General features: G+C 71.0%; 15 protein-coding genes. 9 read left to right on the top strand and 6 right to left on the bottom strand.

The annotated features are described in order from the left end of the window. The first annotated feature begins 10 nt into the window (after window positions 1-10). The 3 genes from adh to Apa02nite_RS11300 all read left to right on the top strand — a co-directional run bounded on the left by adh (window position 11) and on the right by Apa02nite_RS11300 (window position 3,122). Entirely contained in the window at window positions 11-1,534 is a 1,524-nt protein-coding gene (adh, locus tag Apa02nite_RS11310; protein WP_067688914.1) for an aldehyde dehydrogenase, read from the top strand. Window positions 1,535-1,536: 2 nt separating this feature from the next. Then, window positions 1,537-1,908 (top strand): DUF779 domain-containing protein, encoded by a 372-nt coding sequence (locus tag Apa02nite_RS11305; RefSeq protein ID WP_067688911.1) that lies wholly within the window; start codon window positions 1,537-1,539, stop codon window positions 1,906-1,908. 386 nt (window positions 1,909-2,294) lie between these two features. Next, complete coding sequence (locus tag Apa02nite_RS11300) at window positions 2,295-3,122, top strand: polysaccharide deacetylase family protein (RefSeq protein ID WP_239164251.1); 828 nt, start codon at window positions 2,295-2,297, stop codon at window positions 3,120-3,122. A gap of 280 nt (window positions 3,123-3,402) precedes the next feature. Here Apa02nite_RS11300 and Apa02nite_RS11295 read toward each other — a convergent pair whose 3' ends face one another. Continuing rightward, a complete protein-coding gene (locus Apa02nite_RS11295) occupies window positions 3,403-3,759 on the bottom strand; it encodes a DUF3499 domain-containing protein (protein WP_203825013.1) in 357 nt (118 codons plus the stop codon). Between the two features lie 187 nt (window positions 3,760-3,946). On the opposite strand from Apa02nite_RS11295, the gene Apa02nite_RS11290 reads away from it, so the two are divergent. Next, on the top strand, window positions 3,947-4,423 hold the full coding sequence (locus Apa02nite_RS11290) for a metallopeptidase family protein (protein WP_067688903.1): 477 nt from the start codon (window positions 3,947-3,949) through the stop codon (window positions 4,421-4,423). 229 nt (window positions 4,424-4,652) lie between these two features. Here the strand turns inward: Apa02nite_RS11290 and Apa02nite_RS11285 are convergent, their stop codons facing one another. The 3 genes from Apa02nite_RS11285 to Apa02nite_RS11275 all read right to left on the bottom strand — a co-directional run bounded on the left by Apa02nite_RS11285 (window position 4,653) and on the right by Apa02nite_RS11275 (window position 9,081). Continuing rightward, the gene (locus tag Apa02nite_RS11285; protein WP_083971190.1) at window positions 4,653-4,910 is read right to left on the bottom strand and encodes a WhiB family transcriptional regulator; all 258 of its coding nucleotides are present in this window, start codon (window positions 4,908-4,910) and stop codon (window positions 4,653-4,655) included. Window positions 4,911-5,553: 643 nt separating this feature from the next. Beyond that, window positions 5,554-8,052 (bottom strand): bifunctional FO biosynthesis protein CofGH, encoded by a 2,499-nt coding sequence (locus Apa02nite_RS11280; RefSeq protein ID WP_203825012.1) that lies wholly within the window; start codon window positions 8,050-8,052, stop codon window positions 5,554-5,556. A 126-nt stretch (window positions 8,053-8,178) separates the two neighbouring features. Then, the gene (locus tag Apa02nite_RS11275) at window positions 8,179-9,081 is read right to left on the bottom strand and encodes a hypothetical protein (RefSeq protein ID WP_203825011.1); all 903 of its coding nucleotides are present in this window, start codon (window positions 9,079-9,081) and stop codon (window positions 8,179-8,181) included. A gap of 93 nt (window positions 9,082-9,174) precedes the next feature. Here Apa02nite_RS11275 and cofD point away from each other — a divergent pair, with 93 nt between their 5' ends. The 4 genes from cofD to Apa02nite_RS11255 all read left to right on the top strand — a co-directional run bounded on the left by cofD (window position 9,175) and on the right by Apa02nite_RS11255 (window position 12,416). Beyond that, entirely contained in the window at window positions 9,175-10,134 is a 960-nt protein-coding gene (gene cofD / locus Apa02nite_RS11270) for a 2-phospho-L-lactate transferase (protein WP_203825010.1), read from the top strand. Next, window positions 10,131-11,153 carry a coenzyme F420-0:L-glutamate ligase gene (locus Apa02nite_RS11265; RefSeq protein WP_203825009.1) on the top strand — a complete coding sequence of 341 codons (1,023 nt, stop codon included), beginning with the start codon at window positions 10,131-10,133 and terminating at the stop codon, window positions 11,151-11,153. Before cofD ends, Apa02nite_RS11265 begins: the two co-directional genes overlap by 4 nt. Then, window positions 11,150-11,704 (top strand): NUDIX hydrolase, encoded by a 555-nt coding sequence (locus tag Apa02nite_RS11260; protein WP_203825008.1) that lies wholly within the window; start codon window positions 11,150-11,152, stop codon window positions 11,702-11,704. Before Apa02nite_RS11265 ends, Apa02nite_RS11260 begins: the two co-directional genes overlap by 4 nt. Before the next feature lie 70 nt (window positions 11,705-11,774). Continuing rightward, window positions 11,775-12,416 carry a DUF4232 domain-containing protein gene (locus Apa02nite_RS11255; RefSeq protein WP_203825007.1) on the top strand — a complete coding sequence of 214 codons (642 nt, stop codon included), beginning with the start codon at window positions 11,775-11,777 and terminating at the stop codon, window positions 12,414-12,416. 46 nt (window positions 12,417-12,462) lie between these two features. On the opposite strand, the gene Apa02nite_RS11250 is transcribed toward Apa02nite_RS11255, so the two are convergent. Next, complete coding sequence (locus Apa02nite_RS11250; protein ID WP_373872899.1) at window positions 12,463-13,581, bottom strand: mannose-1-phosphate guanylyltransferase; 1,119 nt, start codon at window positions 13,579-13,581, stop codon at window positions 12,463-12,465. A 22-nt stretch (window positions 13,582-13,603) separates the two neighbouring features. Then, on the bottom strand, window positions 13,604-14,749 hold the full coding sequence (locus Apa02nite_RS11245; RefSeq protein ID WP_203825006.1) for a glycosyltransferase family 4 protein: 1,146 nt from the start codon (window positions 14,747-14,749) through the stop codon (window positions 13,604-13,606). Between the two features lie 229 nt (window positions 14,750-14,978). Between Apa02nite_RS11245 and Apa02nite_RS11240 the strand changes: the two genes are divergently transcribed. Then, window positions 14,979-15,708: TIGR03089 family protein (locus Apa02nite_RS11240; protein WP_203825005.1), on the top strand; the 730-nt coding region annotated here is incomplete at its 3' end.

Here is a 15,708-nt window from a genome sequence, read left to right as displayed (position 1 = left end):
AGGCGAGACCGTGACCATCTACACCCCGCCCGGTTCCGAGGGCGCCATCGTGAGCTACCAGTCCCGCTACGACCACTACATCGGCGGCGAGTACGTCCCGCCGGTCAAGGGCCAGTACTTCGAGAACCCGTCCCCGGTCACCGGCCAGTCGTTCTGTGAGATCGCCCGGGGCACCGCGGAGGACGTGGAGCGGGCCCTGGACGCGGCGCACGGCGCGGCCGGCGCGTGGGGCCGCACCTCGCCGGCCGAGCGGGCCAACGTCCTCAACCGGATCGCCGACCGGATGGAACAGAACCTGGAGAAGCTGGCCGTCGCCGAGGCCTGGGAGAACGGCAAGCCGGTCCGGGAGACCCTGGCCGCCGACATCCCGCTCGCGATCGACCACTTCCGCTACTTCGCCGGCTGCATCCGGGCGCAGGAGGGCAGCGCCGGCCAGATCGACGACGACACCGTGGCGTACCACTTCCACGAGCCGCTCGGCGTGGTCGCGCAGATCATCCCGTGGAACTTCCCGATCCTGATGGCGGTCTGGAAGCTGGCACCCGCGCTGGCGGCCGGCAACGCCGTGGTGCTCAAGCCGGCCGAGCAGACCCCGGCCTCGATCCACTACCTGATCTCGCTGATCGGCGACCTGCTCCCGGCCGGCGTGCTGAACATCGTCAACGGCTTCGGCGTGGAGGCCGGCAAGCCACTGGCCTCGTCGAACCGGGTGGCCAAGGTCGCCTTCACCGGCGAGACCACCACCGGGCGCCTGATCATGCAGTACGCCTCGGAGAACCTGATCCCGGTCACCCTGGAGCTCGGCGGCAAGAGCCCGAACATCTTCTTCGACGACGTGAGCAGCGCCGACGACGACTTCCTGGACAAGGCCCTGGAAGGCTTCTCGATGTTCGCGCTGAACCAGGGCGAGGTCTGCACCTGCCCGTCCCGGGCGCTGATCCAGCAGAGCCACTACAGCGACTTCCTGGCCGCCGGCGTCAAGCGGGTGGAGAACCTCAAGCAGGGCAACCCGCTGGACACCGACACCCAGGTCGGCGCGCAGGCGTCCAACGACCAGCTCGAGAAGATCCTGTCGTACCTCGACACCGGCCGGCAGGAGGGCGCCCGGGCGCTGACCGGCGGCGGGCGCGCGGAGCTCGGCGGCGACCTGGCCGGCGGGTACTACGTCCAGCCGACGATCTTCGAGGGCCGCAACTCGATGCGGATCTTCCAGGAGGAGATCTTCGGGCCGGTGGTGTCGGTCACCCCGTTCGCGGACTTCGACGACGCCATCAAGATCGCCAACGACACCCTGTACGGCCTGGGCGCCGGGGTGTGGACGCGGGACATCAACCGGGCCTACCGGGCCGGGCGGGCGATCCAGGCCGGCCGGGTGTGGACGAACTGCTACCACCTCTACCCGGCACACGCCGCGTTCGGCGGTTACAAGCAGTCCGGTATCGGCCGGGAGAACCACCGGATGATGCTCGACCACTACCAGCAGACCAAGAACCTGCTGGTCAGCTACTCGCCCAAGGCCATGGGCTTCTTCTAGAGATGGCCACTCGCGTCGAGGTGACTCCCGCGGCCGCCGGCATGATGCGGCAGCTGCGGGAGCAACACGGTCCGCTGATGTTCCACCAGTCCGGCGGGTGCTGCGACGGCAGCTCGCCGATGTGTTACCTGGAGGGCGAGTTCCGTACCGGCAACTCGGACGTCCTGCTGGAGTCTCTGGCGATCGAGGGGGTGCCGGAGCCGATCACGTTCTGGATGTCGGCCGCGCAGTTCACGCTCTGGAAGCACACCCACCTCACGGTGGACGTGGTCCCCGGGCGGGGCGCCGGCTTCTCGCTGGAGGCGCCCGAGGGGGTCCGCTTCCTGATCCGGTCCCGCCTGCTCACCGAGGCGGAGCTGGCCGAGCTGGGATAGGAATTTTCGCGTTCTTCGAGGCCGGGTCGCGTCGCGACCCGGCCTTCAACCGTGTGCCATCCGTGTGACGGCGTCCACTGGCGGGTGAGGGACGGTGTCCGCCGGCGGCCGGAGGATCGATACTCGGGAGAGAGGACGGATCGACCAAGATCAACCTATTTGCGCGACAAATCCGGCTATTGACATCAATGCCCCTCAATTACGGGCGTGCTCGAGCGCTGGACACGGTGCGCAAGGATACGACGTCGAGGGCTCATGAGTTCGCATATCAGTGCGAAAGATGCGTACCGAACTTGGCGCTCCGCCGGTTCGCGAGGCATCCTCGTCAGTCCGCCGATGATCTGGGGAGGTAATCGATGCGGCTGTCCCACACCAGGAAGGCCCTCATGATCAGCCTGACGCTGATCATGACGGGGCTCCTCGGTCAGGCCGCTGCCGCCGAGACGTCCCACACCGAGGCGACTCCGCCGGCGGCATCCACGCCGGTCAGCACTCCGGTCACGCCACCGGCGACCCGGAAGCCGACCGCCAAGCCGAAGCCCACCAAGACCAAGACCGACCCGCGCACCGAGAGCACCGCGATCCCGAAGCACCCGCGGGGCAAAACCGGTCCGGCCGGCAGCCTGCTCACCACCGGGACCAAGAACGTCGCGCTCACCTTCGACGACGGCCCGGACCCGGCGAACACGCCGACCCTGCTGAAGATGCTGGCCCGGGAGCACGTGAAGGCGACGTTCTGCGTGGTCGGCGACAACGCCAAGCACCACCCCGATCTGATCCGCAAGATCGTGGCCGGCGGGCACACCCTGTGCAACCACACCTGGAACCACGATCTCAAGCTCGGCAAGAAGAAGGCCAAGCAGATCCGCGCGGACATGCAGCGCACCAACGACGCGATCCGCGCCGCGGTACCGAACGCGAAGATCAAGTACTTCCGCGCGCCCGGCGGCAACTTCACGCCGGGAGTAGTGAAGATCGCCAAGGAGCTCGGGATGACCTCGATCTACTGGAAGGTCGACCCCCGCGACTGGGAGCACGGCCGCGAGGAGTCCGACGGCTCACACACCAACCGCGTGATCAGCAGCGTGAAGCGCAACGCCCGCCCCGGCGCGATCATTCTCAGTCACGACTACGCGCAGCCCGACACCATCAAGGCCTACCGCACCTTGCTGCCGTGGCTCAAGAAGCGGTTCCACCTGGTCGCTCTTCCTTAAAACCCGATTTTGTACGACTACGGAGCGCCCGCCCGCAGGCTACGAGCCGAGTCCCGTGATGGTCTCGCGCGACGTGGCCGCGGGGTCCGGACCGCATCGCGCCGCCAGGTGTTCCGGCTGGCTCTGACGGCCCTTATCGCATCGCGATAAGGGCCGTCAGAGCCAGCCGAGGCCGGGAGGCGCGCTGCGGCCGGGAGTGGTCACGGTGCCGCGTCGCCTCATGGGCGGGACTCGGCTCGTAGCCTACGGACGGGACCCGACCATTCGTACCAAAAAAGGGTTAATGGGACGGAGGGATGACCCGGAGGTGGCCGCGGCGGCCGGTCTGGGGGGTGTGATCCGTGTCGTCCGGGCGGACCGAGGGCGGGCGGGCCGCCTCGCGCACCGCGTCGGCGAGCGCGTTGAGGTCGTCGGTGGTCGGCGGCGGCGGGGCGAAGTCGCCGTCGTGCCGGACCAGATCCCAGCCGCGGGGCGCGGTCAGGCTGCGAGCGTGCGGCTCGCAGAGGTCGTACGTATGGGGCTCGGCGAACGCCGCGAGGGGGCCGACGACCGCGGTGGAATCACCGTAGACGTAGGTCAGGGTGGCGACCGCCTGTCGGGGACAGCCGTTCCGGGAGCAGCGCCGTGGTGACCTCACGGCGGCAACTTATCGCCCCGCCGGGCGTTCTGGGGAGCGTTGCCCCGCGACACGCCGACCCGCGATGCATCACGATTCGGCCATGGTCCGCCGACACGCCGCCCCGATGGAACGAATTAACGGATCAGACACACGGTGAGGAACGGCCTGACCACGGATGTCGCCCGGGTGGGGATACGCTCAGCGAGTGACGACCAGCCCCGAACGCCGCCGCACCGACGCGAAGACGGCGCGCGCCTCCGGCCCGGGTCATCCGGCTCGACGAGACCGGCACGGGCGTGGCCTGCGTGGCCGGCTGGTGCCGGCGACCGTGCCCCTGGCCCGCACCAAGGCGGAAATCTTCGACGACCTGGTGCTGGACACCGTCGAGGGCCTGGAACGGCGCTATGCGAAAGAGCTCGCCGGCGTCGAGTTCGCCGTCGAGGACGTGCCGCCGGATCTCAACGTCTACGACTCGGACGTGCTCGAGGACGGCGAGGTGCCCCTGGCCCGGCTGTTGCCCGGCCGCCCGGGACGGCATGAGCTGCCGCCACGGATCGTGCTCTACCGCCGCCCGCTGGAATTCCGGGCGATGGATCGGGAGGACCTCGCCGACCTCGTCCACGACGTGATCATCGAGCAGGTGGCGAACCTGCTCGGCGTCGACCCGGACGAACTGGCCTGACGCCTGGGACAACGCGGCGGGCTGACGCTGCCGCGTTGTCGGTACTACCCCACTACGGATTACCGGTGGCGCACCGCGGGCCCCCGGCCCGCTGATGCGGGCCCCCGCGACTGCTGAGCGGATCCCCTGATTCCGCGCAGACTCCTACGCCGCGCACCTGATCCTTGGCGCTTCCCGCGCAGCCCCCGCGCCTTTCGCGCATCTGCCCGGGTCTCGCGCCGTCCGGCCGTCAGGCGACGCGCCGCTTCAACTTGCGACGTTCACGTTCGGACAGTCCACCCCAGATACCGAAACGCTCGTCGTGACCGAGTGCGTACTCCAGACAATCGGCCTTCACCTCACAGCGACCGCAGATGCGCTTGGCCTCGCGCGTTGATCCACCCTTCTCCGGGAAGAAGGCCTCTGGATCGGTCTGTGAGCACAGCGCCCGTTCCTGCCACTCGGGCGCGTCCCCGAGCAGGTCTACCCCTTCAACCTGCGCTTCCATCGGCGTGCCTCCAAATTCTGCGCCGGCAGCGATGCCGACGCTGACCCCCCACGCACGCGGCGTGTTTCTGTGGGTTCGACGCAAAAGGCGCACATCGTCCCCACAACCCCACCAAAATTACACGCGTGTTAGACGTGCGTCGTCAAGCCGAACCTGTTAAATGGGCCCGTTTCCCCAAAGCGCCGGGGCGCGTCGAGGTCCCGTTCCTGCCCTATCTCCCGGAGCCACCGGAAGGTAACGCGAACGTCGGCCTCGGCGTCCAATTTAACCCGATTTGTTACTTCAGGTCGAGGGGGGTCCCGCGACCGGGCCACGCCCGGCACCGGGTTCGGCTCCGAACAGGCCGGACACGCCCTGATCAAACCCGCTCCGGGCCGGCACACCACGAGGGACCGTCCGCCTGGGACAGCCCCGATCAGACGGTCCACACGGTCCTCCGACGACGGGTCGCGGCGCCGAGTGCCCGCACACGGTCCCATCGAACCCCACAACCGCCGTGTTGTTGCACACCCACCGTCCGCCATGAGCAACCCGGATCGGCCCGGCAGGACACGCGGACGGGTGACATCGGCGTGTCGCTGTCACTACGGCGCCGCCCGCCGCACCTCGAACGGGTGGGGCGGGCGGTGTCGTGCCGGACAGGTCAGCGGCGGCCGTAGACCGTGGTCCGCTCCACCGCGGGACGGCCGGCGGACGCGGCGAGCTCCTTGAGCTCGGCGACCGTACGCGCCGAACCGTGCTCCGAGCCCGCCATCCGCGAGATCGTCTCCTCCATCAGCGTGCCGCCGAGGTCGTTGCACCCGCCGTTGAGCATCTCGCGGGTGCCCTCGTCGCCGAGTTTCACCCAGGAGCACTGGATGTTGTCGATCCGGCCGTGCAGCAGCACCCGGGCCATCGCGTGCACCACCCGGTTCTCCCGCCAGGTGGGACCGGGCCGGGCGATGCCGGCCAGGTAGATCGGCGCGTTGGTGTGGATGAACGGCAGCGCCACGAACTCGGTGAGCCCGCCGGTGGTGTCCTGGATGCCGGCCAGCACCCGGAAGTGGCCGAGCCACTGCCGCGGGTGGTCGACGTGGCCGTACATCATCGTCGAGCTGGAGCGGATGCCGACCTGGTGCGCGGTGGTGACCACCTCGACCCAGGTGGCGGTCGGCAGCTTGCCCTTGGTCAGCACCCAGCGCACGTCGTCGTCGAGGATCTCGGCGGCGGTGCCCGGGATGGTGCCCAGGCCCGCGTCGCGCAGGTCGGTGAGCCACTCCTTGAGCGACACCCCGGCCTTGGACGCCGCGGTGACGATCTCCATGGGTGAATACGCGTGCACGTGCATCCCCGGCACCCGCTGCTTGACCGCCCGGACCAGATCCGCGTACGCCGTGACCGGCATCTTCGGGTCGATCCCGCCCTGCATGCACACCTCGGAGGCGCCGTCCCGCCACGCCTCCTCGGCCCGGTCGGCCACCTGGTCGACGGAGAGCCGGTACGCGTCGGCGTCCTTCTCCCGCTGGGCGAACGCGCAGAACCGGCAGCCCACGTAACAGACGTTGGAGAAGTTGATGTTGCGGTTCACGACGTACGTGATGTCGTCGCCGTTGACGTGCTTGCGCAGGTCGTCGGCGATCCGGGCCAGCTCGTCCAGCGCGCTGCCGTCCGCGTTGAACAGCGCCATCACCTTGTCCTCGTGCTCCGGCAGCAGCAGCGCGGCCGGATCGGTCGAGGCCAGCTTCAGCCCGGCCAGCACGTCGGTGGGCACGTGCTGCGGCGCGCTCTTGACGTGCGCGGCCACCTCGTCCCAGTCGCCGTAGACGTCGTTGAAGTCCGAGCGGCGGTCGCCGGTGCGCCCCTCGGAGTCGATCGCCGAGAACAGGTCGGTCCGGCCGGAACCGAACGTCTCCTCCGGCTCCTGCCAGGGCAGGCCGACCGGGAGGGTGCCCTCCTTGGCCAGCCCGTCCTCGCCGGCCAGCGCGGCCACGTGCGCGGCAAGCCGCGGGTCGAGCCAGCCCTCGTTGCCGCGGCGGACGAACTCCGGATAGATCGTCAGTCGCTCGCGCAGGGTGAACCCGGCGGCCGCGGTCTTCTCGGCCAGCAGGTCGATCTGCGGCCAGGGGCGTTCCGGGTTGACGTGGTCGGGTGTCACCGGGGACACCCCGCCCCAGTCGTCGATCCCGGCCTGCAGCAACAGCGGGAACTCGTCGTCGATCAGGTTGGGCGGCGCCTGGATCCGGGCCCTGGGGCCCATGATGATCCGGCCGACGGCCACCGTGGCGGCCAGCTCGCGCAGCTCGGCGTCGGGCATCCCGCGCATCGCCGTGTCCGGCTTGGCGCGGAAGTTCTGGATGATGACCTCTTGGATGTGTCCGTACTCCCGGGCGGTGCGGCGCATCGCGAACAGCGCGTCGACCCGCTCGGCCGGGGTCTCCCCGATGCCGATCAGGATGCCGGTGGTGAACGGCACGGCCACCCGGCCGGCGTCGTCGAGCACCCGGAGCCGGACCGCGGGCTCCTTGTCCGGCGAGCCGTAGTGCGGGCCGCCGGGCTCGGACCACAGCCGGGTGGCGGTGGTCTCCAGCATCATCCCCATGCTCGGCGCGACCGGCTTGAGCCGCTGCAGCTCGGCCCAGCTCATCACGCCCGGGTTGAGGTGCGGCAGCAGGCCGGTCTCCTCCAGCACCGCGATGGCGCAGGCCCGGACATAGTCGAGGGTGGAGTCGTACCCCCGCTCGTCCAGCCACTGCCGGGCCGCCGGCCAGCGCTCCTCGGGCCGGTCGCCGAGCGTGAACAGGGCCTCCTTGCAGCCCTGCGCCGCGCCCTGCCGGGCGATCTCCAGGACCTCGTCGCGTTCCAGGAACGCGTCGGGCAGCCGGTGCGGCACGGTGGCGAACGTGCAGTAGTGGCACCGGTCCTGGCACAGCCGGGTGAGCGGGATGAAGACCTTGCGCGAATAGGTCACCACGCCCGGGCGCCCGGCCTCCCGCAGGCCCGCGTCACGGATGCCGCCGGCGATGGCCAGCAGCTCGCTGAACTGGTCGCCGCTCGCCGCGAGGAGCGCGGTCGCCTCGTCGACGTCGATCGCTTTACCGTCGGCGGCGCGCCGCAGCGCACGTCGGATGCTCGCCTCGGTCGGGACTTCGTTGACCTCTACCACGAACAGCAGCCTAGGCCGGATTCGTTACGGCTGCCGCCACCGTCCACAGGACCGCTGAGTGTCATGGGACACGGGAATAAAACCGGCCGGACTCCCGCGTGTGCGAGAGCCCGGCCGAAGAGGTGCTCACTGCCGCGGCGGGTCCGTGTCCGCGGGGCCGAAACCGGGGCGGTCGTCCGGCATCTTGGTGGTCCGGTCGATCGGCTCCGGCTCGTCCCGGACCACCTGGGTGGCGTCCGAGAACGGGGTGGCCGGCGCGGCCGGTGCCGGCGGCGGCGGGACCGGCGGGGTGCCGAGCGGCGGCGCGGTGACCGGCGGCTGGTTCCAGCCCGGCTGGGCAGGCGGGGCCGGCTGCACCGGGGGCTGGCCGTAGGTGCCGGCCGGGTAGAACGGTGCCGCGGCGGGGGGCACCGGCGGCTGACCGTAAGTTCCCGGCTGCGGCTGGCCGTAGGGCGGGGGCTGCTGACCGTACGGCTGGCCGTACTGGGGCTGCTGGCCGTACTGCTGGGGCTGGCCGTACTGCGGCTGGCCGTAGACGCCGGGCGGGGCCTGCGGCTTGGGCACCATGTAGACCCCACGCCAGATCTGCAGCATGGCGTACGCCGCGACGCCGTAGACGCCCAGCCAGGCCAGCTCGACGAGCAGCGTCTTGAACGCGCTGCCGGCGTCGTACGACGCGATGTTGATCACTCCGAAGAGCAGGCCGAAGATGATGCCGAAGAAACCGGCCACGGCGTACTCGACGACCGCGGCCAGCGCGATCAGCCGGGCCTTGGGGTGGTTCGGCGTGATCCCGAGCGCCAGCACCACGGCTGCCAGCGGCATCAGGATCGTCGGGAGACTGATGAAATTGTCGAAACTGGCCGCGGTGCGGGCGTCGAAGTTGTCGCCGATCAGGTTGATCACGGCTATCAGCAGGAACACGGCGGGCGCGCCGACCAGGACGTACGCCGCGAGGTCACGCAGCGGCGTCAGGTACTGGCCGATCGGCTTGCCGTCTGCCGGCGTGGGCGACGTTGGACTGGTCACGGTTACTCCTGGACGTACGGTGATCGAGGTGCGCTCAGAGTAAACCGCTACCCGGCAACCGGCCCTACGACGCGTGTGGGAGAGGATGGGCTGATGCGGATCGTGGTCCTCACCGGGGGTATCGGCGGCGCCCGGTTCCTCGTCGGCGTGCGTGAGCACGCCCGCGCCATCGGCGCCGAAGTCACAGCAGTGGTGAACGTCGGCGACGACGTCCGGATGCACGGGTTGCAGATCTGCCCGGACCTGGACAGCGTGATGTACACGCTGGGCGGGGCGGCCGACCCGGAACGCGGCTGGGGCCGGGTCGGCGAGAGCTGGGTGGTCAAGGAGGAGCTGGCCAAGTACGCCGTCGAGCCGTCCTGGTTCGGCCTCGGCGACAAGGACACCGCCACCCACCTGGTCCGCACCACCATGCTGAACGCCGGGTACCCGCTCTCCGCGGTCACCGCCGCGCTGTGTGAGCGCTGGCAGCCGGGCATCGGGATGCTGCCGGCCACCGACGACCGCCTGGAGACGCACGTCGTGGTCGACGTCGACGGCGAGCGCAAGGCCATCCACTTCCAGGAGTGGTGGGTGCGCTACCGCGGCGAGGTGCCGACCCACCGGTTCGTCTTCCGCGGCGCGGAGAATGCCAAGCCGGCCGCCGGCGTGCTGGACGCGCTCGGCCAGGCCGACGTGATCCTGCTGGCCCCGAGCAACCCGGTGGTCAGCATCGCGCCGATCCTGGCCGTGCCGGCGATCCGCGAGGCTCTCGCCAGCGGCTCCGCGCCGGTCGTCGGGGTGTCCCCGATCATCGGCGGCGCGCCGGTCCGGGGCATGGCCGACAAGTGCCTGGCCACCCTGGAGGTCGAGGTGAGCGCGGCCGGCGTCGGCCGGATGTACGGCCCGCGCGCCGACGGTGGCCTGCTCGACGGCTGGCTCGTCGACTCCTCGGACGCCGGCGTCGAGATCAGCGGGGTGACCACCCGCGCGGTGCCGCTGTGGATGAAGGACGAGGCGCTGACCGTCCGGATGGTCGCCGACGCGCTGGACCTGGCGAAGGTCGCCCGATGAGCGACGGCCTGGAGATCCTGCCGGTCCGCGGCATCGGCGACGTCACGGCCGGCGACGACCTGGCCGAGCTGATCACCAACGCGGCGCCCTGGCTTGCCGACGGCGACGTGCTGGTGGTGACCAGCAAGATCGTGTCGAAGGCGGAGGGCCGCCTGGTCGAGGTGCCCGCCGACGGGCCGGAGCGCGACGAGGCCCGGGACCGCGCGCTGGTCTCGGAGACCGCCCGGGTGGTGGCCCGCCGCGGACCGACCACGATCGTGCAGACCCACCACGGTTTCGTGATGGCCGCGGCCGGCATCGACGCGTCGAACGTGGACAAGACCCACCTGGTGCTGCTGCCCACCGACCCGGACGCGTCGGCCCGGGCGCTGCGTGCCGGGTTCGCCGCCCGCGGGCGGGACGTCGCCGTGATCGTCTCCGACACGATGGGCCGGGCCTGGCGCAACGGGCTGACCGACGTGGCACTGGGCGCAGCCGGTATCGCCGCGCTGCGCGATCACCGGGGCGAGATCGATCCGTACGGAAATGAACTGAGCCTGACCCAGATGGCCGTGGTCGACGAGTTGTCCGCCGCCGCCGACCTGGTCAAGGGCAAGCGCGACCGGGTGCCGGTCGCGGTGGTGCGCGGCTATGCCCGGCCGGAGGCCGACGACCGGGCCGGCGCGTCCGTGCTGATCCGGGACACCGCGAGCGACATGTTCAGCCTGGGCACGGCCGAGGCCCGCGCCGAGGGCCTGCGTGACGCGGCCCGCCTCCCGGACGCGGTTGCGGGTGTCGCGGACCAGGCGGCCGTCGACCGGGCACTGACGCTGGTCACCGGCGTCCTCACGCCGGGCACCGGGATCACCGCGGGCGCCGGCACGCTGCGCCTCACCCCCGCCGGCGCCGGATCCGCCGATCTCTTGCGGTTGGGGACCGACACCCATCGGGTACGCGTGGCGCTGGCCGCCGAGGGCGTGGCCACCGTCCTGACCGTCGACGACGACGGCGTGACCCTGAGCCTCGGAGGCACCGCATGAGCCTTTATGAAGACGCCGTCCGGGTGCTGACCGGCTGGACCGCCACGTCGGAGGCCGCCGAGACGGCCCGCAAGCGCACGCTCGGCCTGCTCGCCGACGGCCCGGTCGCGATGACCCGGGCACACCGGGCCGGGCACGTCACGGCCAGCGCGTTCATCGTGGACGACGCCGGCCGGGTGCTGCTCTGCCTGCACGGCCGGCTCGGGATGTGGATGCAGCTCGGCGGGCACTGCGAGGCCGGCGACGAGACCCTGGCCGCCGCCGCGCTGCGCGAGGGCACCGAGGAGTCCGGCATCGACGGGCTGATCCTCGACCCGGAGCCGATCGACATCGACATCCACGAGGTGCGCTGCGGGCCGGCCGACGGTGCGCCGGCCGAGCCGTCGGTGCACTACGACGTACGGTTCCTGCTGCGCGCCCCGGCCGGCGCGGTCGAGCAGATCAGCGACGAGTCGGCCGACCTGGCCTGGTTCGCGCCGGACGAGCTGCCGAGCCCGCTGGCCGGTGGTGTGGTGCAGCAGATCGCCCCGGCGCGTGCCCGGCTGGGGTGATCTACCCCGATCGTGCCGACCGGGACGGCGGGCGGGCCGGCGCGTCGACGGATGGCTGAGGATCACCCTCGTGAACAGTGACATGCGTACCCGGGCCCTGATGATCGCCGTCCCGGCCCTGGTCCTGATCGGTTCGGTGGCCGGGTGCTCCAGCACCGCCACGCCGGCCGCTCAGCCCACCGCAGCGGCCTCCGCGACCGGCAGCCCGGCCGCGACCACGAGCACCACGAAGCCCGCCGGCACCGCCACCACTGGCGGCACCGAGGCGGCCGCCTGCACGAGTGCGGACATGAAGACCACGGTGACCGCACAGTCCGACGGCGGCGACACCTTGCAGAAGGGGTTGGTGACACTCACCAACACCGGCAAGGCCGTCTGCACGTTGGACGGCTGGGTGGCGATCTCGCTGGTCAACGCGGCCGACGAGGTGGTGCCGGTGCCGACCAGGAAGGTCCCGCAGCCGGGACCGGCCGAGGCGTTCACCGTCAAGCCGGGGACCTCGGCGTTCGCCGGGTTCACCTGGACCACGTGCGACAAGGGCGACGCGAGCTGCGGGGTGGGCAACACGCTGCGGTACAACCTCGAGGCGTCCACCGACGGCCCGGTCGCCGAGCTGGAGGGCTTCCCGGCCGGCGAGCGCAGCGGGATCACCATGAAGTCGCTGACGATCGGCACGCTTCAGCCCAGCCGCCAGGGCGTCGTCGCCTGGTGACCGGCCCGGTGGGGGCCGCCACCCGCGGCCCGCACCGGACGAACGATCAGATGTAGCCGTGCTGGCCGAGCTCCTTGAGCTGGTCGACGAGCTGCTTGACCTCCTGCGCGCGCTCCCGCGGGCAGATCAGCACGGCGTCCGCGGTGTCCACGATGACCAGGTCCCGGACGCCCATGGCGGCCACCAGCCGACCCGAGCCGGGCACCACGACCAGGTTCTCGGTGTCGCGCAGCAGCACCATCGGCCGCTCCACCTCACCGTCATGGCCGACCACCACGTTGCCGGCCGCGTCGGCGGTGAGCACCTCGCCGAGGGTGTGGAAGTCGCCGACGTCGTTCCAGCCGAAGTCACCCGGGACGGTGCCGACCCGGCCGACCGTGGCCGCGCCCTCCATCACCGCGTAGTCCACCGAGATGCGCGGCAGGGTCGGCCAGACCTCGCCGAGCACCTCCTCCTGCTCCACGGTGCCCCAGACCGCCGCGATCCGGCTGACCCCGGCGGCCAGCTGCGGCTGCTGCCGGGCCAGCTCGGCGAGGAAGACGTCGACCCGCCAGACGAACATGCCGGCGTTCCACAGGTAGTTGCCGGATTTGATGTACGACTCGGCGACCTCGTACGAGGGCTTCTCCTTGAACTCCTCGACCCGCCGCGCCGGGCCGGCGCCGACCGTGCCGCCGCACTGCAGGTAGCCGTACCCGGTCTCGGGACGGGTGGGCGTGATGCCCAGGGTCATCAGCAGGCCGTCCTTGGCACCGGCCATCGCCTTGCGGATCACGTTCGCGAACTCGTCCTTGTTCGCGATCAGGTGGTCCGACGCGAACGAGCCCATGATCGCCTCGGGATCACGGCGGGCGATCACGGCGGCGGCCAGCGCGATCGCCGCGCAGGAGTCCCGCGGTGACGGTTCGACCAGGACGTTCTCGACCGGCACCGCGGAGAGCTGCCGGGAGACCGCCGCGGCGTGCGCCACGCCGGTCACCACGAAGACGTGATCGGCGGTGGTCAAGGTGTCCAACCGATCCACGGTGGCCTGCAGCAGGGAGGCCTCGGTCCCGGTCAGGGGGTGCAGAAACTTGGGATGACCGGCGCGGGACAGTGGCCACAGACGGGTTCCGGTGCCGCCCGCCAGCACCACTCCGTACAGCACACTCTGTTCGTCGCTCATGCGCGGAGAGTCTATTAGATGATCAAGCCGCGACCCGAGTCCACGTTGTTACATGTACCTCCGCGCTGGATTCCCAGGTGAACTCCTTGGCCCGGTCGAAGCCCGCCTTGGCCAGGGTCTGCCGCCGCGGCTCGTCGTGCAGGAGATCAGCCAGGTCCTCGGCGATCCGCTCGGGCGTCTCGGTGGTGTACGCCACGGCGTCGCCGCCGACCTCGGGCAGCGAGAGCCGGGGCGTGGTGAGCACCGGGGCGCCACAGGCCATCGCCTCCAGGATCGGCAGGCCGAACCCCTCGCCGAAGGACGGGTAGCAGGCCACCAGCGCGCCACCGAGGAAGCCGGGCAGGTCGGCGTAGCGCAGGTAACCCGGGCGCAGCAGGCGCAGGTGCGACGGCACCTCGGCGACCGCCCGCTCGATGTCGTCGTCGTGCCCCTGCCCACCGGCGATCACCAGGGCCGGCGGGTTCGGCCAGTCGGCCACCGCGCGGGCCCAGCCGCGGATCAGGTTCGGCACGTTCTTGCGCGGCTCCTTGGCGCCGAGGAAAGCGACATACCCCGAGTCGCCGAGGCCGAGACGTGCCCGCACCCGGGCCTTCTCCCCCTCGGTCGGCATGTGGAACGCGTCCTGGTCGACGCCGTGGTAGGCCACGTCGATCCGGGTCGGGTCGGCGTCCAGCAGCCGGATCAGCTCGTCGCGGGTGGCCTTGCTGGGCACGATCACCCGGGCGGCCCGGCGCATCGAGGTCTTGATCGCGCTGCGGAAGAAGGTCCGCTTGGTGTTGTCGTAGTGCTCCGGCTCGGTGAAGAACGTCGCGTCGTGCACGGTGACCGTGACCGGACAACTCGCCCGCAGCGGGCAGGTGTAGAACGGCGAGTGCAGCACCTGCGCGCCGACCTGCTGGGCCAGCAGCGGCAGGCCGGTCTGCTCCCAGGCGAGCCGGGCCGGCCGGTGCACGATCGCCGCGGGGCCGGCGAGCACTTCAGCGTCCGGAAGCATCCGGCGGTAACGCTCCGCATCCGAACGCTGGGCCACCACGGCCAGGTCCAGACGCTCGGGGCCCAGGGCGCCGACGGCGCCGAGCAATCCGTCGACATATCTGCCGACACCACCTCTGTCCGCGGGGACACTAGTGGCGTCGACCAGCACTCGCGGGGGGCGACCGGGGGTCACGAGGCATCTCCTTGGCGTCTCTGACGTACCGATGCTGCTGTGGAACAGGTACTCATGCGGCTGTCGAACTTCAACGCCGCGGGGGTGCCGGCGTACACCTGCGAGGGTACGCCCGGAACGCTTCGGGAAAGTGTCCGCGACGCCGGTGGTTGCCGTACGTTGCCGTAATCGAGGCCGGAAAGATGTGCCGATCCAATCACGGACAGTGACCCACCTAGGGTGAGGGACGATGAAGACCACGATTCCGCAGGCACTCGCCGAGGCGGTCCGGCGCGACCCGGCCGCCCCCCTGCTCACCTGGTACGACGACGCCACCGGCGACCGCGCCGAACTTTCCGGCGCGACACTTGACAACTGGGTGTCGAAGACGGCGAACCTGCTGGTCGACGGCATCGGCCTGGGGCACGGCGACGCCGTCTCGCTGCTCCTGCCGCCGCACTGGCAGACCGCCGCGATCCTGCTCGGCGTGTCGGCCGCCGGACTCGCCGTCGACCTGGCCGATCTCGGCGGTGACGCTCAGCCGGTGGAGGCGCTGTTCACCAGCCCGGACCGGGTGGAACGGGCCGCCGCCTGGCCCACCACCGACCGGTACGTCACCGGCCTGCTCCCGCTCGCCATGCCGCTGCGCGAGCTGCCGGCCGGGTACGCGGACTACGTGACCGAGGTCCGCAACTACGGCGACCACTTCCGGGGCGAGCCGGTGGCGCCCGCCGACCGGGCGTTCGCCGGGCCGATCGAACTGAGCCACCTGGACGCGCTGGCCGCCGCGGACGACCGGGCCACCCAGCTCGGCTTCGGCGCCGGCGACCGGGTGCTGATCGACGTGACGGTCCACCCGGACCCGGTCGACTGGCTGCTCGCGCCGCTGGCCGCGGGCGCTTCCGTGGTGCTCTGCGCCCACCTCGACCACGACAAGCTCGACGACCGGGCCACCGCCGAGAAGGTCAGCCTGGTCCTGG

Source organism: Actinoplanes palleronii (genome assembly GCF_016862315.1).
Lineage (GTDB): Bacteria > Actinomycetota > Actinomycetes > Mycobacteriales > Micromonosporaceae > Actinoplanes > Actinoplanes palleronii.
This window is presented reverse-complemented; position numbering and strand designations above follow the sequence as displayed.